Here is an 18629-nt window from a genome sequence, read left to right as displayed (position 1 = left end):
CTGTCGGTGGCCGGGGGCATGATGGACGGCGTGTACCGCGAACTGCCCGCACCCGCCCCACTGCGCTCGGTGGTGCGCTGTCGCTGGCTGTCCGTGTCCGGCCGGGACGAACACGAGCACGGCAAGCGGATCGTGCCGGACGGCTGCCTCGACCTGATCGCCGGTGGCGGCCGGGTTTTCGTCGCCGGGCCGGACACCGCGGCCTGGCGGTCGGAAATGCCCGCCGGTACGCGGTTGCACGGCATCCGTTTCCGCCCGGGGCACGCGCCGCGGGTGCTCGGAGTGCCCGCGGACGAACTGCGCGACCAGCGGATCGACCTGGCCGACCTGTGGGGTGCACGCGGGCGGGCGTTCACCGAGCGCGTGCTGAACTCCCCCGCCGACCTGATCGACGTGGTGCGCGAAACGGCCGCGCCGGATCCGGTGCTCGACGTGGTGCTCGCGCGGCTGGATCGCGGGGTGCCGCGGGTGTCGGCCGCGCTCACCGGCCTCGACCTGGGCGCGCGGCAGTTCCGCCGCCGCTTCGGGGCCGCGGTGGGGTACGGACCGGCGACCTACCTGCGGATCGCCCGGCTACAGCGGGCGATCTCGCTGGCGGAGGAGGTGCCGGACCTGGCCACGCTCGCCGTGGGCGCCGGGTATGCCGACCAGGCGCACCTGAGCCGCGACTGCCGCGAACTGACCGGCGCCACCCCATCGGTGTACTTCCGTTCTGTTCAAGACCGCTCTGTTCAAGACCGCGGCCGCCCGGCAGCCCTACGGTCGTCGGCATGAACAGCGAAATCACCCGGAAGGCCGGGGAGTTCCTGGCCACCCACGCCCGCCTGCTGGAGCGACGGCTCGCCCAGGTGCTCGGCGGGGACCACGAAGCCGCACCCGGGGTGCTCGCCGCGCTCGCCGCCCACCGCAACCCCGACGGCGGCCTCGGTCACGCCCTCGAACCCGACGTCCGCGCCCCGGAAAGCCAGCCGCTCGCGGTCGACTTCGGCCTGGAGGTGGTCGAGCGGCTGGTCGGAGCAGCGCCGTCGATCCGGGAGCAGGCCAGGGAGTTCGCCGCCGGACTGCTGCCCTACCTCGAATCGGTCGCGTCCCCGGGCGGTGGCCTGCGCATCGTGACGCCGTCGGCCGCCGCGCACCCGCACGCCGCGCACTGGGGCGAATGCGACTTCCCGCCGGGCCTCAACCCGACCGGGAACATCGTCGCACGGCTGCGAGCGCTCGACCTGTCCTCGCCGTGGCTCGATGACGCGGATTCGTTCTGCCGCACCGAAGTCGACCGCGCGCTCGCCGCGGAAGAACTGGACGCGCACACCGCGTTGAACGTGCTGACCTACTTGGAGAGCGTGCAGGACCCGAAACTGATGGCCGCCTTCGAGGCCAGGGTTCCCGAGCTGACGTTGTTCCACCTCCACCCCGGCGCGGGCTACGGACTCACCCCGCTGGACTTCGTGCCCGGCCCGGAAAGCCCGCGGGCCCGGCTCTTCCCGCGTGAAGCCGTCGAAGCGCATCTGGACCAGCTCGAGAAGAGCCAGCAGGCCGACGGCGGCTGGCCGGTCGCCTGGGCCCCGCCGGGTCCGGCGGCCGAACTGGAGTGGCGGGGCGTCGTCACCGTGCACGCGATCACGCAGTTGCGCGCCCATGGCCGCTGAACTGCGACTTCCGGGCATAACCTCCGGCTATCGCACCAGGTCTTCGACACGGGTCCGGTTTCCGGCCAGGATGAAAGCATGATCATCCCCACCCGCTCGCTCGGCGGCCTCGACGTCTCCGCCATCGGTTTCGGCGCCATGGTGCTTTCGCCCGGTATGTACGGTGAGATCGACGACGAGACCGCCGCGAACGCGCTCAACCACGCCGTCGACGCCGGGGCCACGCTGATCGACTCCAGTGACGGTTACGGCGCCGACGGGCACAACGAGAAGCTCATCGGCAACGCCGTGCGCGGCCGTCGTGACGAGGTGGTGCTCGCCACCAAGTTCGGCTTCCGCGTGCCCGAAGGCGCCGAAGCACACACCTTCCCGGTGAACTACTCGTTCGGCGAACTCGCGGTCAACGCCGAACCCCGGTACGTCCGCGGGTACGCCGAGCAGAGCCTCCGCAACTTCGGCACCGACCGGATCGACCTGTACTACCCGCACTTCCCCGATCCCGTGGTGCCGATCGAGGACACCGTCGGCGCGGTGGCCGAACTGGTCGAGGCCGGCCTGGTCCGCCACCTCGGATTGTCCAATGTGGACGCCGAGCAGCTGCGGCTGGCGCACGCCGTGCACCCGGTCAGCGCGGTGCAGGCGCAGTGGTCGATGTGGCAGCCGATCGAGCCCGAACTGCTCGCCACCGCCCGTGAACTCGGCGTCGGCGTGGTCGCCTGGAGCCCGCTCGGCAGCGGCTTCCTCACCGGCAAGGTGGGCGCGGTCTCCGACTCGGACTTCCGCAGCAACATCCCGCGCTTCGACGCCGAGAAGCTGAAGACCAACAACGACAAGTACGCGCCGGTGCGCGCGGTCGCCGCGGACCTCGGAGTGAGCCCCGGGCAGCTCGCGCTGGCCTGGTTGCTGCACCAGCACCCGGCCGTGGTGCCGATCCCTGGTTCGCGGACGCCCGCGCACATCACCGAGAACCTCCAGGCAGCCGAGATCGAGCTCACCGGTGAGACGCTCGCGCGGGTCGACGACGCGCTGCGCGAGTTCGCCCCGGCGGGCGAGGGCAGCCTGCGCTGAGGCTATTCGGCCGCGCGTTGCTCGGCGGCCAGGAAGTGCGCGATCTCGCTGGTGGCCGGGTAGAGCGCGCGGTACCGCTGGTAGAAGCGGTCGTACACGCGTGCTCGCCCGGCGTCGGGCCGGACCACCGAGCGCACCGGGTTCCACGCCGTGATGTCGGGTGACCAGCCGAGCGCGACCGCGGCCAGGTAGGCGTCACCGAGCGCGGCGCCCACCGTCTCGGCGGGCACTTCCTGCTCGAGGCCGGTGACATCGCTGACGATCCGGGTCCACAGTCCACCTTGGACACCGCCGCCGACGGCGACCAGCCGCCGGGCCGCGCCACCCGCCTCGGCCATCACCTCGAGGTTGTGCCGGACGCCGTACGCGATGCCCTCCAGCACTGCGCGGTACAGCTCGCCGAGGCCGTGCCCGGTGGTCAGCCCGGCGATCACCCCTCGGGCGTCGGGGTCGAACAACGGGGTGCGCTCCCCGGCGAAGTACGGCAGCATCAGCAGGCCGCGGCTGCCCGCGGGCACCTCCGCGGCAGCCGAAACCAGCTCGCCGAACCCGTGCCCGGCCAGCTTCCGCAGCCAGTCGGTGATCGCGCCGGAGGTCGCCATGCCCGCGGCGAGTGAATAGCTGCCCTGGCGCACGCCGCGCGTGGTCCACAGGCCGGGGTGCGGGCTCGGATCGGCGAGCAGCTGGATCAGGAACATGGTCGTGCCGTACATGACCATGGTGTCGCCGGGCTCGGTCACGCCGACGCTGGCCGCCTCCGCCCAGGCGTCGACCGTGCCCGCGGTGACCGGGAGCCCCTCCGGCAGCCCGGTTTCGGCGGCCGCGGCGGCGGTGACCGTACCGGCGATCTCGGTCGGCCAGCACAACCGCGGCAGCCGGATGCCGGGCGCGACCACCTCGGCCCAGTCCGCCGCCCAGTCCGCCGCGCGCAGGTCGTACATCGGGTCGGCCTGGCTGGCGGAGTGGTGGTCGAGCACGTACTCCCCGGTCAGCCGGTGCACCAGGTAGGAACTGGCCATCAGGAACAACCGCGACGCGCCGAACACCGCCGGCTCGTGCCGCGCCAGCCAGCGCCACTTCGGCCCGACCGCCTGCGACGACAGCACCGTGCCGCCGCGCTCCACAATGGACTCAGCACCGAACTCCTCGGTCAGCTCGTCGATCTCGCGGCTCGCCCGCGTGTCGACGCCGTAGAGCACCGCGGGCCGCAGCGGCCTCCCCTCGGCGTCCGCGGGCAGCAGCACCGGGCCGATGCCGCTGACGCCGAGCCCGGCCAGCGGCCGGTCACCCGCCGCGGCGGCCAGCTCACCGGCGATCGCGGTGAAGTCACGCCACCAGATCGACTCCGCGTCGTGCTCGACCCAGCCCGGGTGCGGGCAGGAGGTCTCGTGCGGCCGGGAGGCCCTGGCCACGATCGTCCCTTGTGGATCAACGAGCACGCCCTTCGAACTCGCCGTGCCGATGTCCACCCCGAGCAGCAGCCCGTCGACCACGCTTCACCCCTCCAGCCGTGCGGCCACTCCGGCGGTCAGTTTCGCGGTTGGGCCGGGCACCGCCTGGGTAATCGTTTACCGAGACGCTATTGTGCGGGTTGAGTAGTGTCAACAGGCGCCGGAGCACGAGGGAAAGGGGGCCCGCCATGGCGACCATCAGCGACGTGGCGGCCAGGGCCGGGGTGTCCACCGCGACGGTGTCGAGGGCGCTCAACGGCAAGTCCACTGTGGACCCCGCGCTGGCGGAGAAGGTGCGCGAGGCCGCCGCCGCCCTCGGCTACCAGCCGAACGGGCTGGCCAGGAACCTGCGCCGCCAGGAAACCGCGGTGCTCGCGCTGGTGATCTCCGACGTGGAGAACCCGTTCTTCACCGCGATCGCCCGCGGCGTGGAGGACGTGGCGCAGACCTCGGGGTATTCGGTCGTGCTGTGCAACTCCGACGAGAACGCCGAGAAGGAACGCCGCTACCTGGACGTGGCGCTGCAGGAGCGGGTGGCCGGCGTGGTCCTCTCGCCCACCGGCGGCGGCACCGACGTCAGCCCGCTGCTCGGCCGCGGCACCCCGGTGGTCGCGGTGGACCGCCCGCTGGACGCGGTCGACGGCGACCAGGTGCTGGTCAACACGAAGTGCGCGGCCGACGAAGCGACCCGGCACCTCATCGAGGGCGGCTACCGGCGGATCGGCTGCCTCACCGGGCCGGAGGGCGTACGCACCGCGGACGACCGCCTGGCCGGCTACCGGAGCGCGATCGCCGACTCCGACACCCAGCAGGAGACCTACTTCCGCCGGTGCGAACTGCGTACCGCGCACGCGAAGGCGGCGACGCTGGACCTGCTCGACGCCGACGCGCCGGACGCGCTGCTCGTGGTCAACAGCACCATGGCCATCGGCGTGCTGGAAGCGTTGCGGGAGCGCGGGTTGCGGCCGGGGCGCGACGTCGGGCTGGTCAGCTTCGACGACGCGCCGTGGGCCGCGCTGGTGGACCCGCCGCTGACCGTGGTGGCCCAGCCCGCCTACGAGATCGGCAGCATCGCCGCGCGGCTGCTGCTCGACCGCATCGCCGACAGCTCCCGGCCGCCCGAGGCCAGGGTGCTGGCCGCCGAACTGATCGAACGCGGCAGCAGCCACCGGTGATCAGCCGCCGGCGTTGAGGCGGGCGTAGACCTCGGCCGCGTTGTCCTTGGTCACCCGCTCGATCGCCAGGCCCTGCACCTTCGGCACCTGCTGGCAGTCGACCAGGATCTTGCGCGCCGAGTCGACCGCCTCCTTGCCCCCGGTCGGGTAGACGAAGGTGGCGGCCAGCCTGCCCGCCTCCACCGCCTTGATGCCGCCGGCCTCGATCGGCAGCCCGTCGATGCCGACGATCTGGATCCCGCTCAGCCCGGCGTCCTGCGCCGCGAGGTAGGCGCCCTCGCCCATCGGGTCGTTGTGCGCGTAGACCACCTGGACGCCGGGCGTGCCCTTGAGCAGCGCGTCGGCCTGCTGGCGGCCCCGGTCGCGCAGCCAGTCGCCGTCGGCGCTGGCCACGACCTCGATGGCCTTGCCGCCGATGCCGAGCCTGAACCCGTCGCTGCGTTCCTTGGCCGGGCTGGAGCCCGCCAGGCCCTTGAGCTCGGCCACCCGGCCGCCGCCGGGCAGCAGCGTCTGGGCGACGAACTCGCCCGCCCGGCGGCCGATGTCGAAGTTGTCGGCGCCGATGAACGAGGTGTAGGCGTCACCGTTGACCTTGCGGTCCAGCACCAGCACCGGGATGCCGCGCTCGTAGGCCTTCTTCACCACCGAGGTCAGCGGGCTCGCCTCGTTCGGGCTGATGATGAGCAGGTCGACCTGCTGGGTGATGAAGTTCTCCACCTGCTCGACCTGCTTGGAGTTGTCCTGCTGCGCGTCGGCGAAGTGGACGGTGAACTGGGGCACCGCGGTGGCGGCCTGCCGGATGTCGGCGTCCATCCGCTCGCGGTACGGCTCGGCCACGTTGGCCTGGCTCACCCCGATCGTGTACTTGCCGCCCGCGCCGCCGCACGGTTTCGGCTCGGCCTTGCCGTCCGCGTTCTCGCTGGTGGTGCCGCAGCCCGTCGTCACGGTCGCCACCAGTGCCGTGCCGAGCAGCAACGCCAGCGCGCCACGCTTGCGAATTGGCATGAGTTCCTCCCTTTACCCCACCGCGGCCGGTCGCAGGCGCTGCAGGCCCGCGGCCGCCACGATCACCAGTCCGATGATCAGCAGCTGGACGTTCGAGTCGACGTTGTTCAGCGTCAGGATGTTGCGCAGCACCCCGACCAGCAGCGCCCCGGCGACCGTACCGACCACCGTGCCCCGCCCGCCGGACAGGCTCGCCCCGCCGATCACCACCGCCGCGATGGCGTCCAGCTCCGCCATCGACCCGTCGTTGGGACCGCCGTAGTTCAGCTGGCCGGCGTGCACGATCCCGGCCAGCCCGGCGAGCAGCCCGCACAGGCCGAAGACCAGGATCTTCACCCGGTCCACCGGCACGCCCGACAGCCGTGCGGCCTTCTCGTTGCCGCCGATGGCGTAGACGTGGCGGGAGAAGGCGGTGACCCGCAGCAGGACCGCGGCCAGCCCGGCGACCACGGCGAAGATCAGCGCCGGAACGGGCACCAGCCCGCCGAACGTGCGCTCGCCGAGCAGGGAGAAGGCCGTCGGCGCGCGGCCGGGTGCGTCCCCGTACGCGATCTCCACCCCCTGCCCACCCGAGAAGATCCGGGCGAGCGCCCGCGCGATCTGCATCCCCGCCAGCGTCACGATGAACGCCTGGATACCCAGTTTGGCGGTGACCACGCCTTGCAGCAGCCCGAAGACCAGCCCGGCGGCGAGCACGGCCAGCACCGCGGGCAGCACGCCGAAGTCCTGGCGCACCAGGAGCACCGCCGCGCCGACGCTGGCCAGGCCGAGCACCGAGCCGACCGAGAGGTCGATGCCGCCGATGAGGATCACGAACGTCATGCCGACGGCGAGGATGCCGATCTCCGACATCGCGCGCACCACGTTGAACAGGTTGCCGCTGTCCAGGAAGAGCAGTTCCCCGTTGCGCACCGGCGAGAAGACCACGGCCGCGAGGAACACCAGCACCAGCCCGAACAGGCTCTGGAAGCGGAACAGCCAGGCGGTCATCCGGTCTCCCCCGAAAGTGTGGCCGCCTCGCCCATCGACGCGGCCAGCAGCTCGGCCTCGCCCGCTTCGGCGGTGTGCAGTTCACGCACGCTCCGCCCCTCGCGCAGCACCACCACCCGGTCGCACACCCCCGTCAGTTCCGCGAGTTCCGACGATGCCAGCAGCACGCCGACGCCCTGCGCGGCGATTTCGGCCAGCAGCCGGTAGATCTCCGCTTTCGCGCCAACGTCCACCCCCCGGGTCGGATCGTCCAGCAGGAGCAACGCCGGTTCGGTCAGCAGGTTGCGGCCGAGCACCACCTTCTGCTGGTTGCCGCCGGACAGCGAGCCCGCAGGCGCGGCGAGGCCGGACAGGGTGATGCCGAGCCGTTCGGCCGTGCTCATCGCGGCCCGCCGTTCCCGTGCGGCGGGGACCACGCCGAACCGCGCGATCCGGCCGACCACGGACAGCACCGTGTTCGCCAGCACCGAATGCTCCAGCGCCAGCCCGGACGTGCGGCGGTCCTCCGGCACGAACGCGATCCCGTGCCGGAGTGCTTCGCGCGGACCCTTCGGATGGATCTCCTTGCCGTGCAGACGGACACGGCCCGTCCACCGGCCGGGTGTGCCCACGCCGTACAACGTCTCCAGCAGCTCGGTGCGCCCGGAACCGAGGAGCCCGGCCAAGCCGACGATCTCGCCTTCGGCCACCCGCAGCGAGATCCCGGCGGGTTCACGCCTGCCGGGCACCGGCCGCCGGGGACGCACCGCGAGGTGCTCCACCTCCAGCAACGCGAGGCCGTCCGCTCTGCCGTGTCCAGTGCCGTAGAGCTGGTCCACCCGGCGGCCCACCATCGCTTCGGACGCCTGCTCGGCGGTCATTTCACGGGCGTCGAACTCGGCGACCACCCGGCCGTTGCGCAACACCGTGGCGCGATCGGCAAGCCGGCCGATCTCCGCCATCCGGTGCGAGATGTAGACGATGCCCGCACCACTCGCCCGCAGCTCGGCGATCACCCGGAACAACTGCTCGGCTTCGGCGGGCGGGAGCGCGGAGGTCGGCTCGTCCATGATCAGCACGCGGGCGTCCAGCGAGAGCGCCTTGGCGATGGTGACCAGTTGCTGTTCCCCGGTGCGCAGGTGCTCCACCGGCCGTTTCGGCTCGAGGTCGACGCCGGTGCGGGCGAGCAGCTCGCGCGCGGCCGTGAGCATGCGCCGCCGGTCGAGCGTGCCGAGGCGGGTGCGTGGTTCCCGGCCGAGGAAGATGTTCTCCGCCACCGAGAGCGCCGGAACCAGGTCCAGTTCCTGCGAGATCATCGAGATGCCCGCGCGCTGGGCATCGGCCGGGCCGCCGAAGCGCACCGGCTCCCCGTCGATCCGGATCTCGCCCCGGTACCCGCCCACCTCGCCGGCGAGCACCTTCATCAGCGTGGACTTGCCGGCGCCGTTCTCGCCGAGCAGCGCGTGCACCTCACCGGCGCGCACGGTGAACTCGGCGTCCCGGATGGCGCGCACCCCGCCGTAGGACTTGCTGATGCCCGTCATGGCGACCAGCGGTGCCCGATCGGTCATGCCCGCCCCCTGCCGGCGGTGGCCTGAGAAAACGATTGCCCAAGCTAGGGTGGCCCGGCGCGGGTGTCAAGCACCGCCCTTCCACCGATCGAAAGGTGCACCACACCGGTTTCGGTGCCTGCCCACCGGGCACCCTCGTCGAAGCCGGCCGGGACGGTGGCGGTCACTCGTGGAATAAGCACGGGTCGTCTCTGTCACGAACCACCGAAGGACTCTGGACAACAGCACCCGGGACGGTCACACTGACCAGCGTTCGTCTACCGTACGTGTTGAGTTATGTGCGTTCTGTGTCGATCTTTGGTGACTTGCCACACAATAGCGGCACGAGACCGCACGAACCCGCACACACAGGATAGTCTGGGTGCATGTCTATGGCGCTGGAGACCGTACTGGCGAAAGCCGGGCTCAAGGTGGACGCGACCGAATTCCTCACGCACGTGGAGGACGCGGCCCGCAAACTGTCCCCGCCGAATCCGGACCCGGCGGATTATTTCTCCGCCGACCAGCAGGACGCGCTCATCGACGTCGGACTGGACCTGTCCCCGCAGGCGAACAGCGAACCGGACATGCGCGCCAGGACGGTGGCCGCGCACGCGGTGCTGGCCGACTCGTCGCTGACCGTGCTGGCCGCGGCCGAACGGCTGGGCGTGGACGACAGCCGCATCCGGCACAAGATCAAGGACCGCAGGCTGGCCGCGTGGAAGGCGCAGGGCGGCTGGCGGCTGCCGTCGTGGCAGTTCACCGCCTCCGGGTTGCTGCCCGGGCTGGACGTGGTGCTGCGCGCGGTGCCGGAGGACCAGCCACCGCTCGTGGTGGCCGCGTTCATCAGCACCCCGCAACCGGACCTGGTGATCAACGACCGGCCGGCGACTCCCCGGCAGTGGTTGCTGGCGGGCGGTGATCCCGAGCCCGTCGCCCGGCTGACCGAGACGCTGGGCACCCCCGCCTGAGCGCTCCGGCTCTCCCCCGAGATCACCTGTCCGCACGAGAAAGTGTTGAACCCCACGCATGGCCAGGCTCCCCCTGCCACCCGCGCGTGCCGTCCTGGTCAGGGAACTGCGGCGCACCGAGGACGTCGTCGCGGTGCACCCGGCGACCAGGCTGGTGCGCATCTTCACCGCGCACGGCAACCACCCCCAGCAGTGGAACACGTTCCGCTACACCGGACCCCTGCCGCACGGCCGCTTCGACCCGCAGCGGCCGGGCCGCGGCGGCGTGCCGGTGACCGACCCGAAGAACGGGGTCCTGTACTTCGGGCTCACCGTGCGCACCAGCGTCGCGGAGGTGTACCAGACCACGTCGACCGTGGACCGCAAGACGCGCGGCCCGCGCCTGGTCGTGGTCCGGCCGACGCGCACCCTGCGCCTGCTCGACCTCGGCGGCCTGTGGCCGACGAGGGTCGGGGCCTCGCAGGAGATCTCCAGCGGGCCGAAGAAGATCACCCAGGCGTGGGCGCGAGCCATCCGCTCGGCCTTCGGCGACCTGGACGGGCTGTGGTACCGCTCGTCGATGGACTCCGGTGACCCGGCCCTGTGCCTGTGGGACCCCCCAGCGGGCGGGGCGCTCCCGCTGAAGCCGGAGGTCCTGCTACCGCTGGACCACCCGGGGCTGGACGTGCCGCTGGGCCGCGTGTGCCACGAACTCAACTACGACATGGTCAACTGAGCGGCCCGCTTCCCTTCGGAGGAGGGCCGCCGAGCTTCGCGGGGAGCCGCCGCGGTGCCGTGAATGTGGCTTTCACGGCGGAATCGGCCGTGAAAGTGGCTTTCACGGCACATTCGGGCGCCGGGGCGGTTCGGCCAGGTAGGCCTCGGTGGTTTCGCGTGCCTGGGCACGCGCTGCTTCCACATCACGACCGGCGGCGCGGTCACGCGTGGCCTTCTCGGCTTTGACTTCCCGCCAATTTCGGTTCACGGCCCGCCTCTCCACAGTGCGCCCATGCTCTCAGGGAAGCAGGCGTGAGTAGCGGATTTCCACGGCGGAGCGGTCCGCGATCTGCGAGGTCTGGGTGACCTGGTCACACAGCCATCCGTGGTTCTCGTAGAAGCGGCGCGAGAGGAAGTTCTCCTCGAAGACCCAGACCACGGCGTGCGAGAAGCCGCAGGTGGTCAGGTGGGCCAGGGCGGCTTCGTGCACGGTGTGGCCCGCGCCGGTGCCGCGCCATTCGAGGGCGGCGTAGAGGGCCCCGAGCATGCCGGGCCTGCTGTCGCCGACGGCGGTGGCGTAAGCACCGATCTCGCCCGCCGGGTTCGCCGCGACGTAGGTGACCGTCCGCTCGGTCATCGCCGCCAGGCGGGCGGCGAACTTGTCTTCCCGGTCCTCCTGGCGCAGCGAATCCAGGTAGGCGTCGGGCAGGATGCCGCGGTAGGCCGTCCGCCAGCCGGTCAGGTTGATTTCGGCCAGCCGAGGGGCGTCGGCGGCTTCGGCTCGGCGGACGGCCCATCGCACGCTCATGCCAGGTGCCGCCCCCACCACTCGAGCACCGCGTCGAACCGCTGCACCCGGTGCCGCGGCCGCCCGGACCGGCTCAGCTCGTGCCCCTCACCGGGGAACAGCAGGAACTCCGTCTCCACCCCGTTGCCCCGCAGCGCCACGAACAGCCGCTGCGCCTGCTCGATCGGGCACCGCCAGTCCTCCTCGGAGTGCACCACGGCGAACGGGATGCCGATCTTCGCCGCGTAGGTCAGCGGGCTGCGTTCGCGCTGCACCTCCGGATCGGTGCCGACGTAGCACTCGGCGAACTCCCAGCCGATGTCGGAACTGCCGGCGAACGAGTCCCAGGCGTTGACCGCCCGCTCGCTCCACGCCGCCCGGAACCGCTCGCCGTGGTGCGCCGAGAGCCACGTGGTCATCAGCCCGCCGTACGACCCGCCCATCACGCCCACGCGCGACGCGTCCAGGTCGGGCCGCTCCAGCGCGGCGTCCAGGAAGCTGAGCAGGTCCGTGACGTCCACTGTGCACAGAGCGCCGACGATCGCCCGTCCGTGTGCCTCGCCGTACCCGGCCGAGCCGCGCGGGTTCGCCATCACCACCGCGTAGCCCGCGGACGCGTACACCTGCGCCTCGTCGAACAGCGACCACTCGTACGGCGAAAACGGCCCGCCGTGGATCACCAGCAGGACCGGGTGCGGCCCGTCGCCCTCCGGCAACACCACCCAGCCGTGTACTTCGTGCCCATCCGATGCGGTGGCCGTCAACTCCACCGCGGTACGCACCTTCCCCCGCAGCGGCGCGGAGAACTCGGTCAGCGTGCGCGACTCGCCGTTCTCCAGCAGGACCACTTCCCCGGCGTCCGACGGCGAAGCCACCACCGCGGCGATGCGCTCACCATCCGAGGTGAACGCCTGGACCGCTGCCTTCTCGCCGAGCAGGCACCGCAGATCGGCGAGCTTCGCCAGGTGCGCGTCCGAGGGCACGGCCCGCAGTTCGGCCGCGCCGTGCGTGCGCACGACCACCAGGACCTCGTCCCCGAGCACGGCGGGCCTGCCCGCCCCGCTGTCGGTGTCGACGGTCTCGGCGTCGGTCAGCCGCCGGGCGGTGGCGGGCTCGCCGTCCGTGCGCAGCGGCGCGGTCCACAGCCCGCGGTTGCGCACCATGTCGACCCCGGTGAACGCGACACCGTGGAAGTAGACGGTGCCGTCCGCGGTGACCAGCGGTGCCGCCGCGTCGCCTTCGGTGCGGACGGCGAGCACCGGCTCACCACCGGCGGCGGGCACGGCGTAGAGGTCGGAGTTCAGCGTCTCCACCCGGCCCCAGTCGCGCGGCGCCACGACCAGCACGAACTCGCCGTCGGGTGTCCATTCGGGATCGTGGACGTCCACCCGGTCGTCGGTGAGCGGGGCAGGCTCGGCCGGTTCCTCGATGTCGCTGTCCACGACGAACAGTCGTTGTGGACGGTCGAGCAGGAAGCCGACGTGGTCGATCCGGTAGTCGAACCGGGTGATCCGGCGCGGCGCCTCGGCACCGGCGTCGGGGGTCCGGCCGTCGGCGTCGGGCGTGCCGTACCGCCCTGGCTCGGGCACCCGGGCGGTGAACGCGATCCGCCGGGAATCCGGGCCCCAGCGGTACCCCTCGACGCCCAGCGGCACATCGGTGATCCGCTTGGCTTCGCCGCCGTCGGCGGGCATCACGTGCAACTGCGCGCCCCGCTCGCCCGTCACCCGCAGGAAGGCGACCCGCGATCCGTCCGGCGAGATGGCCGGGGCGCTGTCTCGCGGGCCGTAGGTCCACGGCCGGTCGCCGCCGGCCAGGCCGACCCGGCGAACCACGCCGTGGGCGCGGTTCGCCTCGAGGTCGGGCCGGGACAGCCCGGTCAGCAGCAGGTCGCCGTGCAGGGCGGGCGAGCGGGGAGCGGTCAGCAGTTCGATGTCAGTCGGAAGCACGATCCCGACCGTACAACTTCCGGCCGCTCCCGCGGCGGAATCAGCGCTCGGGCTGGGCGGCCTCACGGCCGTCGGCGGCCTGGGCCTCGGCCTCGGCCACGCGCTCCTCCGGCGACTTGGCGTTCAGCTCGAGGTTCGGCCCCTGCACCGACTCCGGGTCCTTGCGGGCCTTGCGCAGGCTGAGCACCGTGGTCAGGGTCAGCACGGTGACGATCACGCCGAGCGAGACCCAGTTGTTGATGTCGAGCCAGTCCGGCACCAGGTGGTACTCGTGCAGCGCGTGCAGGAACAGCTTGGCGCCGATGAAGCCGAGGATGATCGCCAGCCCGTAGGACAGGTAGACCAGCTTGGTGACCAGGCCGCCGAGCAGGAAGTACAGCTGCCGCAGGCCCATCAACGCGAAGGCGTTGGCGGCGAAGACCAGGTAGGCGTCCTGGGTGATGCCGAAGATGGCGGGGATGGAGTCGACGGCGAAGAGCAGGTCCGCGCTGCCGATGGCGACGATGACCACGAACATCGGGGTGATCCAGCGCTTGCCGTCGCGCTTGACGAACGACTTGTGGCCGACGTAGTCCTCGGTCACCGGGAAGATCCGGCGGACGAACTTGGTGACCGCGTTCTCGTGGTATTCCTCGTGGTCGTCGTTGCCGCGCACCATGCTGACCGCGGTCCAGATCAGGATCGCGCCGAAGACGAAGAACACCCAGACGAACTGGGCGATCAGGGCGGCGCCGACGGCGATGAACGCCCCGCGCATGACCAGCGCGAGCAGGATGCCGATCAGCAGCACGCGGTGCTGGTGGATCGCGGGCACCTTGAACGAGGACATGATCACCATGAAGATGAACAGGTTGTCCACGCTGAGCGAGTACTCGGTGATGTAGCCGGTGAAGAACTCGACGCCGGAGTCGTGGCCGCCGAAAACCCAGATGCCGATCCCGAACAGGACGGCGCAGGCGACGTAGAAGGTGACCCACCGGGCGGCTTCACCGGTGGTCACCTGGTGCGGCTTGCGATCGACCACGACCAGGTCGATGGCGATCAGGACCAGCAGGCCGCCGATCGTAGCGATCCATAGCCACAAAGGAACCGTCATGAAACTACCCTCCGGTATAGCGGGGACGACCAACCACTACCCGGAGGTCTCTTCCACCGGCCCTGGGACCGGTCGATGGCGCCGGGCGCCACTGAGGACGGCCGTGCTGACGACGCCACCGCGAAGGAATACTCCCCTCCACGTGCTTGACCATCTTCACCGTTGAGCGGGCCGAATGCCAGCCGGGGTCACCGGTGTCACCGAATTGCCCGGCGTAACCTGCGTCACGTCCGAGCAACCAGATACCCACAGGACACTCTCAGCAAACGTCCCATACGGTCTGTGGCGTGCCCCCGAATCCACTATCCAGAGCCGGGCTGACCACGCCCCGGCGCCGGTTGACCGCGCTGGCGCTGGTCGTCGCGGTCGCCGCGGCCGGTGTGCTCGTCTGGTCGCAGAGCGGCGAGGAAACCTCGCCGATCCGCACCGAGGACGCCACCGTCGAAGTCGCCGCGGCGCCCGGTTCGCCCGATCGTGTCCGCCTGGACACCACCCTCTACCTCCCCGAGGTGACCCCCGCGCCCGCTGTGCTGATGCCCCACGGTTTCGGCGGCAGCAAGAACAGCGTCGCCGCCGACGCGCGGGAGCTGGCCGAACGCGGGTTCGTCGTGCTGGCCTGGTCCGCGCGCGGCTTCGGCCGCAGCACCGGGCAGATCGCGCTGAACGACCCCGACTACGAGGTCGCCGACGCGCAGCGCCTGCTCGACAACCTGGCCCAGCGGCCGGAGGTCCGGACCGACGGCCCCGGCGACCCGCGGGTCGGCGTCACCGGCGGTTCCTACGGCGGCGCGCTCTCGCTGCTGCTGGCCGGGATCGACAAGCGCGTGGACAGCATCGCGCCGGTGATCACCTACAACGACCTGAGCCAGGGCCTGATCCCCAACTCGGCGACCCCGGCGGCCGCGGCGGCGGGCACGCCGGCGGAGAACGCCTTCGCGCCGGACGGGGTGTTCAAGCGGTCCTGGGCGGGCATCTTCTTCTCCGCCGGGTCCGGGGGCGCGTCCTCCGGTGACCCCGGCAGCGAAGCCCCCGAAGCCGGGCAGGAGCAGGACGACTCGTCCGGTGGCGGCATGGGCGGCGGCCAGGACACCGCGGCCGCCGCGGGGGCGATGGCGGGTGCGGGCCAGCCAGGCGGGCAGGCCGGTCAGGGCGGTCCGCCCGGCGCGGGCGACCCGTGCGGCCGGTTCACCGAGGCCGCCTGCAAGGCCTACGCCGACGTCGCCGCGACCGGCAAGGCCGGGCCGGAGACCCTGGAACTGCTGCGGCGCGTTTCCCCGGTGTCGGTGACCTCGAACATCACCGCGCCGACGCTGCTGGTGCAGGGCGAGCGGGACACCCTGTTCGGCCTCGACCAGTCCGACGCCACGGCCCGGCAGATCGCCGCGGCCGGCGGCAAGGTCAAGTCGATCTGGTTCGCCGGCGGGCACGACGGCGGCCGCCCCGGCCCGAAGCTGCGCGCGCAGATCGGTGACTGGATGGCCTTCCACCTCAAGGGTGAGGGCACCGACCCCGGCACCGGCTTCGCCTACGACGTCCAGGGTGCGCTGCGGACGGACGGCGCACCGTCGGTCCGCACGGTCGAGGCCCCGGCGTACCCGGGCATCGGCGCTCCCCCGGCCGAACGGCGGCAGATCGCGCTGACCGGGCCGGAACAGCCGATCGTCAACCCGCCGGGCGGCAATCCGGCGGCGGTGAGCGGCATCCCCGGGCTCAACGGGATCGCGGCGGGTTCGTCGCGGCTGGCCGGGCTCTTCTCGGTCGAGCCGCCGGGCCAGTCCGCGCGGTTCACCTCCGCACCGGTCGACTCGCAGGTGCTGGTCACCGGCTCGTCGACGGTCCGGCTGCGCGTCGCCGCGAACGGTCCGGTTTCGCCCGACGGCGCGGTGCTGTTCGCGAAGCTGTACGACGCCAGCCAGGACGGCACCCGCACGCTGCCGGGCAACGGGGTCGCCCCGATCCGGATCCCGGCGCTGCCCGCCGACGGCTCGGCCGCCGAGGTCACCGTGACCCTGCCGCCGATCGTGCGGCCGGTCGAGGCCGGGCATTCGCTGGTGCTCGTGGTGAGCACCACCGACCAGGCCTACGCCACGCCGGTGCAGGCCGCCACCTACCGGATCTCGCTCGCCGAGGGCAGCGCCCTCGGGGTGCCGGTGGTGCCGGGCACCGCGGTCAGCACCGGCTGGCCGGTCGGGCAGGTGCTCGGGATCGCGGGCACGCTGCTCGCGGCGCTGCTGGTGGCCGTGCTCGCGGGCATCCGGCGCAAGCGCGCGCACGTGCTCGACGAGGACCTGGCGGAGACGCCGCTGGTGATCGAGAACCTGACCAAGGCGTACCCGGGCGGGGTCACCGCGGTGAAGGACCTGTCCTTCCGCGTGGAACCGGGCCAGGTGCTCGGCCTGCTCGGGCCGAACGGCGCGGGCAAGACCACCACGCTGCGCATGCTGATGGGCCTGATCACGCCGACCTCGGGGAAGATCCGGGTGTTCGGCCACACGATCACCTCCGGCGCGCCGGTGCTGTCGCGCATCGGGTCCTTCGTGGAGGGTTCCGGCTTCCTGCCGCACCTGTCCGGTCACGACAACCTGCGGCTGTACTGGGACGCCACCGGGCGGCCCGCGAACCGGGCGCACTTCACCGAGGCGCTCGAGATCGCCGGGCTCGGCGACGCGGTGCACCGCAAGGTCCGCACCTACAGCCAGGGCATGCGGCAGCGGCTCGCGATCGCGCAGGCCATGCTCGGCCTCCCGCAGCTGCTCGTGCTCGACGAGCCGACCAACGGGCTCGACCCGCCACAGATCCACCAGATGCGCGAGGTGCTGCAGCGCTACGCCGCGACCGGGCGCACCGTGGTGGTGTCCAGCCACCTGCTCGCCGAGGTCGAGCAGACCTGCAGCCACGTCGTGGTGATGCACCGCGGCAGGCTGGTGGCCGCGGGCGAGGTCAACGACATCGTCGCGGCGGGTGGCGAGGCGACCTTCCGGGTGGACCGCCCGGAGGCGGCCGCCGAGGCGCTGCGCGAAGCCGGGGTGTCCGATGTGGACATCGAAGGCAGGCTGGTGCACGCGGACCTGGACGGCACACCGCGCGCCGACGCGGTGGCCCTGCTGGTCAAGGCCGGCATCGCGGTCGAGCAGGCCGGGCCGCGGCGACGGCTGGAAGACGCGTTCCTGCAACTGGTCGGAGAGGAGGCGAGCGCATGAGCAAGGTGGAGAAACTGGCCGACGCCAACGCGGCGGTCGACCACGGCGTGCACACCGATCCGGCGGCACTGCAGGAACTGACCGACGCGGCCAGCGCCGAAGCCACCGAGTTCGGCCCGGACGGGGCCGTCGCAGGCTACCGCGCCGGGCGGACCCTGGGGCTCGGCGTCGAACTGCGGCGCCAGCTCAAGCGGCGGCGCACGCAGCTCGTGCTCGGGCTCGTCGCGCTGCTGCCGTTCGTCCTGGTGATCGCCTTCGAGATCGGGGAGTCGAACCCGAACCGCCGCACGGGCGGGTTCGTCGACCTGGCCACCGCGAGCGCGCCGAACTTCGTGGTGCTGGCGCTGTTCGTCTCGGGCACGTTCCTGCTGCCGATGATCGTCGCGTTGTTCTTCGGCGACACCATCGCCAGCGAGGCGTCCTGGTCGAGCCTGAAGTACCTGCTCGCCATCCCGGTGCCGCGGCACCGGGTGCTGCGGCAGAAGGCGATCGTCTCGGCACTGCTCTCGGCGATCGCGCTGGTGCTGCTGCCGCTGGTGGCGTTGCTGGTCGGCGTGGTCTGGTACGGCGCAGGGGACGCGATCAGCCCCACCGGGGACGCGGTGACCTTCGCCGACAGCCTGCTCGCGCTGGGCATGGCGATCGTCTACATCATGATCCAGCTGGCCTGGGTGGCCGGGCTGGCACTGCTGCTCAGCGTGCTCACCGACGCGCCGCTCGGCGCGGTCGGCGGCGCGGTGCTGGTGGCGATCGTGTCGCAGATCCTCGACCAGATCACCGCGCTCGAGGACCTGCGGAACTACCTGCCGACGCACTACTCGTTCGCGTGGATCGACGTGATCTCCACGGACATCGACTGGTCCAACATGGCCAGCGGGGCGCTGTCCTCGGTGCTGTTCGGCACGGTGTTCGGCCTCCTGGCCGCCCGCCGGTTCGCCACGAAGGACATCACCAGCTGAGTCCGGCTGTCGTGGCCCCGGTCGTCCGCTGGACGGCCGGGGCCTTTTTCGTCTTTCGTCGCCACCTCCGGATAGCCGATTGCCCACCACGACCGGATTCTGTG

General features: G+C 71.8%; 15 protein-coding genes. 8 read left to right on the top strand and 7 right to left on the bottom strand.

The features are described from left to right. Positions 1 to 18: 18 nt before the first annotated feature. From JOM49_RS19070 to JOM49_RS19060, 3 genes are all read left to right on the top strand, one after another. A complete protein-coding gene (locus JOM49_RS19070; protein ID WP_245369376.1) occupies positions 19 to 774 on the top strand; it encodes an AraC family transcriptional regulator in 756 nt (251 codons plus the stop codon). After that, positions 771 to 1649: a hypothetical protein gene (locus tag JOM49_RS19065; protein ID WP_209665636.1), complete on the top strand. Its 879-nt coding sequence runs from the start codon at positions 771 to 773 to the stop codon at positions 1647 to 1649. Before JOM49_RS19070 ends, JOM49_RS19065 begins: the two co-directional genes overlap by 4 nt. Before the next feature lie 78 nt (positions 1650 to 1727). Continuing rightward, positions 1728 to 2717 carry an aldo/keto reductase gene (locus JOM49_RS19060; protein ID WP_245369375.1) on the top strand — a complete coding sequence of 330 codons (990 nt, stop codon included), beginning with the start codon at positions 1728 to 1730 and terminating at the stop codon, positions 2715 to 2717. Between the two features lie 2 nt (positions 2718 to 2719). Here the strand turns inward: JOM49_RS19060 and JOM49_RS19055 are convergent, their stop codons facing one another. Continuing rightward, positions 2720 to 4210, bottom strand: coding sequence for an FGGY-family carbohydrate kinase (locus JOM49_RS19055; RefSeq protein ID WP_209665635.1), 1491 nt, complete (start codon positions 4208 to 4210; stop codon positions 2720 to 2722). Between the two features lie 146 nt (positions 4211 to 4356). Here JOM49_RS19055 and JOM49_RS19050 point away from each other — a divergent pair, with 146 nt between their 5' ends. Further along, entirely contained in the window at positions 4357 to 5343 is a 987-nt protein-coding gene (locus JOM49_RS19050; protein WP_209665634.1) for a LacI family DNA-binding transcriptional regulator, read from the top strand. Here the strand turns inward: JOM49_RS19050 and JOM49_RS19045 are convergent, their stop codons facing one another. From JOM49_RS19045 to JOM49_RS19035, 3 genes are read right to left on the bottom strand one after another with little or no spacing between them, the layout of a single operon-like run. Further along, on the bottom strand, positions 5344 to 6348 hold the full coding sequence (locus JOM49_RS19045; RefSeq protein WP_209665633.1) for a substrate-binding domain-containing protein: 1005 nt from the start codon (positions 6346 to 6348) through the stop codon (positions 5344 to 5346). A 12-nt stretch (positions 6349 to 6360) separates the two neighbouring features. Beyond that, positions 6361 to 7338, bottom strand: a complete 978-nt coding sequence (locus tag JOM49_RS19040) for an ABC transporter permease (protein WP_209665632.1) — start codon at positions 7336 to 7338, stop codon at positions 6361 to 6363. Further along, positions 7335 to 8888, bottom strand: coding sequence for a sugar ABC transporter ATP-binding protein (locus JOM49_RS19035; RefSeq protein ID WP_209665631.1), 1554 nt, complete (start codon positions 8886 to 8888; stop codon positions 7335 to 7337). The genes JOM49_RS19040 and JOM49_RS19035 overlap by 4 nt, the downstream gene beginning before the upstream one ends. A gap of 365 nt (positions 8889 to 9253) precedes the next feature. Here JOM49_RS19035 and JOM49_RS19030 point away from each other — a divergent pair, with 365 nt between their 5' ends. Both JOM49_RS19030 and JOM49_RS19025 read left to right on the top strand, forming a co-directional pair. After that, a complete protein-coding gene (locus tag JOM49_RS19030) occupies positions 9254 to 9838 on the top strand; it encodes a MerR family transcriptional regulator (protein WP_209665630.1) in 585 nt (194 codons plus the stop codon). 58 nt (positions 9839 to 9896) lie between these two features. Beyond that, positions 9897 to 10553, top strand: coding sequence for an RES family NAD+ phosphorylase (locus tag JOM49_RS19025; RefSeq protein WP_209665629.1), 657 nt, complete (start codon positions 9897 to 9899; stop codon positions 10551 to 10553). A gap of 279 nt (positions 10554 to 10832) precedes the next feature. On the opposite strand, the gene JOM49_RS19020 is transcribed toward JOM49_RS19025, so the two are convergent. The 3 genes from JOM49_RS19020 to JOM49_RS19010 are packed head-to-tail and all read right to left on the bottom strand — an operon-like array spanning position 10833 to position 14366. Beyond that, positions 10833 to 11342 (bottom strand): GNAT family N-acetyltransferase, encoded by a 510-nt coding sequence (locus tag JOM49_RS19020; RefSeq protein WP_209665628.1) that lies wholly within the window; start codon positions 11340 to 11342, stop codon positions 10833 to 10835. Beyond that, positions 11339 to 13270, bottom strand: coding sequence for a S9 family peptidase (locus JOM49_RS19015; RefSeq protein ID WP_209665627.1), 1932 nt, complete (start codon positions 13268 to 13270; stop codon positions 11339 to 11341). Before JOM49_RS19015 ends, JOM49_RS19020 begins: the two co-directional genes overlap by 4 nt. A 40-nt stretch (positions 13271 to 13310) precedes the next feature. Then, on the bottom strand, positions 13311 to 14366 hold the full coding sequence (locus JOM49_RS19010; protein WP_209665626.1) for a TerC family protein: 1056 nt from the start codon (positions 14364 to 14366) through the stop codon (positions 13311 to 13313). A 287-nt stretch (positions 14367 to 14653) separates the two neighbouring features. Between JOM49_RS19010 and JOM49_RS19005 the strand changes: the two genes are divergently transcribed. Both JOM49_RS19005 and JOM49_RS19000 read left to right on the top strand, forming a co-directional pair. Beyond that, positions 14654 to 17566 (top strand): alpha/beta fold hydrolase, encoded by a 2913-nt coding sequence (locus JOM49_RS19005; protein ID WP_308158790.1) that lies wholly within the window; start codon positions 14654 to 14656, stop codon positions 17564 to 17566. Further along, positions 17563 to 18525 (top strand): ABC transporter permease, encoded by a 963-nt coding sequence (locus JOM49_RS19000; RefSeq protein ID WP_209665625.1) that lies wholly within the window; start codon positions 17563 to 17565, stop codon positions 18523 to 18525. The genes JOM49_RS19005 and JOM49_RS19000 overlap by 4 nt, the downstream gene beginning before the upstream one ends. Positions 18526 to 18629 lie beyond the last annotated feature (104 nt).

Source organism: Amycolatopsis magusensis (assembly GCF_017875555.1).
Lineage (GTDB): Bacteria > Actinomycetota > Actinomycetes > Mycobacteriales > Pseudonocardiaceae > Amycolatopsis > Amycolatopsis magusensis.
Note: the sequence above shows the minus strand (reverse complement) of the source record. Positions and strands in the feature narration are given on the sequence as shown.

What these genes read in the sequence shown, in the direction of transcription:
- JOM49_RS19070 (WP_245369376.1), top strand. Translation starts at nt 19, where the DNA reads ATGATGGACGGCGTGTACCGCGAACTGCCCGCACCCGCCCCACTGCGC.
- JOM49_RS19065 (WP_209665636.1), top strand. Translation starts at nt 771, where the DNA reads ATGAACAGCGAAATCACCCGGAAGGCCGGGGAGTTCCTGGCCACCCAC.
- JOM49_RS19060 (WP_245369375.1), top strand. Translation starts at nt 1,728, where the DNA reads ATGATCATCCCCACCCGCTCGCTCGGCGGCCTCGACGTCTCCGCCATC.
- JOM49_RS19050 (WP_209665634.1), top strand. Translation starts at nt 4,357, where the DNA reads ATGGCGACCATCAGCGACGTGGCGGCCAGGGCCGGGGTGTCCACCGCG.
- JOM49_RS19045 (WP_209665633.1), bottom strand. Translation starts at nt 6,348, where the DNA reads ATGCCAATTCGCAAGCGTGGCGCGCTGGCGTTGCTGCTCGGCACGGCA.
- JOM49_RS19040 (WP_209665632.1), bottom strand. Translation starts at nt 7,338, where the DNA reads ATGACCGCCTGGCTGTTCCGCTTCCAGAGCCTGTTCGGGCTGGTGCTG.
- JOM49_RS19035 (WP_209665631.1), bottom strand. Translation starts at nt 8,888, where the DNA reads ATGACCGATCGGGCACCGCTGGTCGCCATGACGGGCATCAGCAAGTCC.
- JOM49_RS19030 (WP_209665630.1), top strand. Translation starts at nt 9,254, where the DNA reads ATGTCTATGGCGCTGGAGACCGTACTGGCGAAAGCCGGGCTCAAGGTG.
- JOM49_RS19025 (WP_209665629.1), top strand. Translation starts at nt 9,897, where the DNA reads ATGGCCAGGCTCCCCCTGCCACCCGCGCGTGCCGTCCTGGTCAGGGAA.
- JOM49_RS19020 (WP_209665628.1), bottom strand. Translation starts at nt 11,342, where the DNA reads ATGAGCGTGCGATGGGCCGTCCGCCGAGCCGAAGCCGCCGACGCCCCT.
- JOM49_RS19010 (WP_209665626.1), bottom strand. Translation starts at nt 14,366, where the DNA reads ATGACGGTTCCTTTGTGGCTATGGATCGCTACGATCGGCGGCCTGCTG.
- JOM49_RS19000 (WP_209665625.1), top strand. Translation starts at nt 17,563, where the DNA reads ATGAGCAAGGTGGAGAAACTGGCCGACGCCAACGCGGCGGTCGACCAC.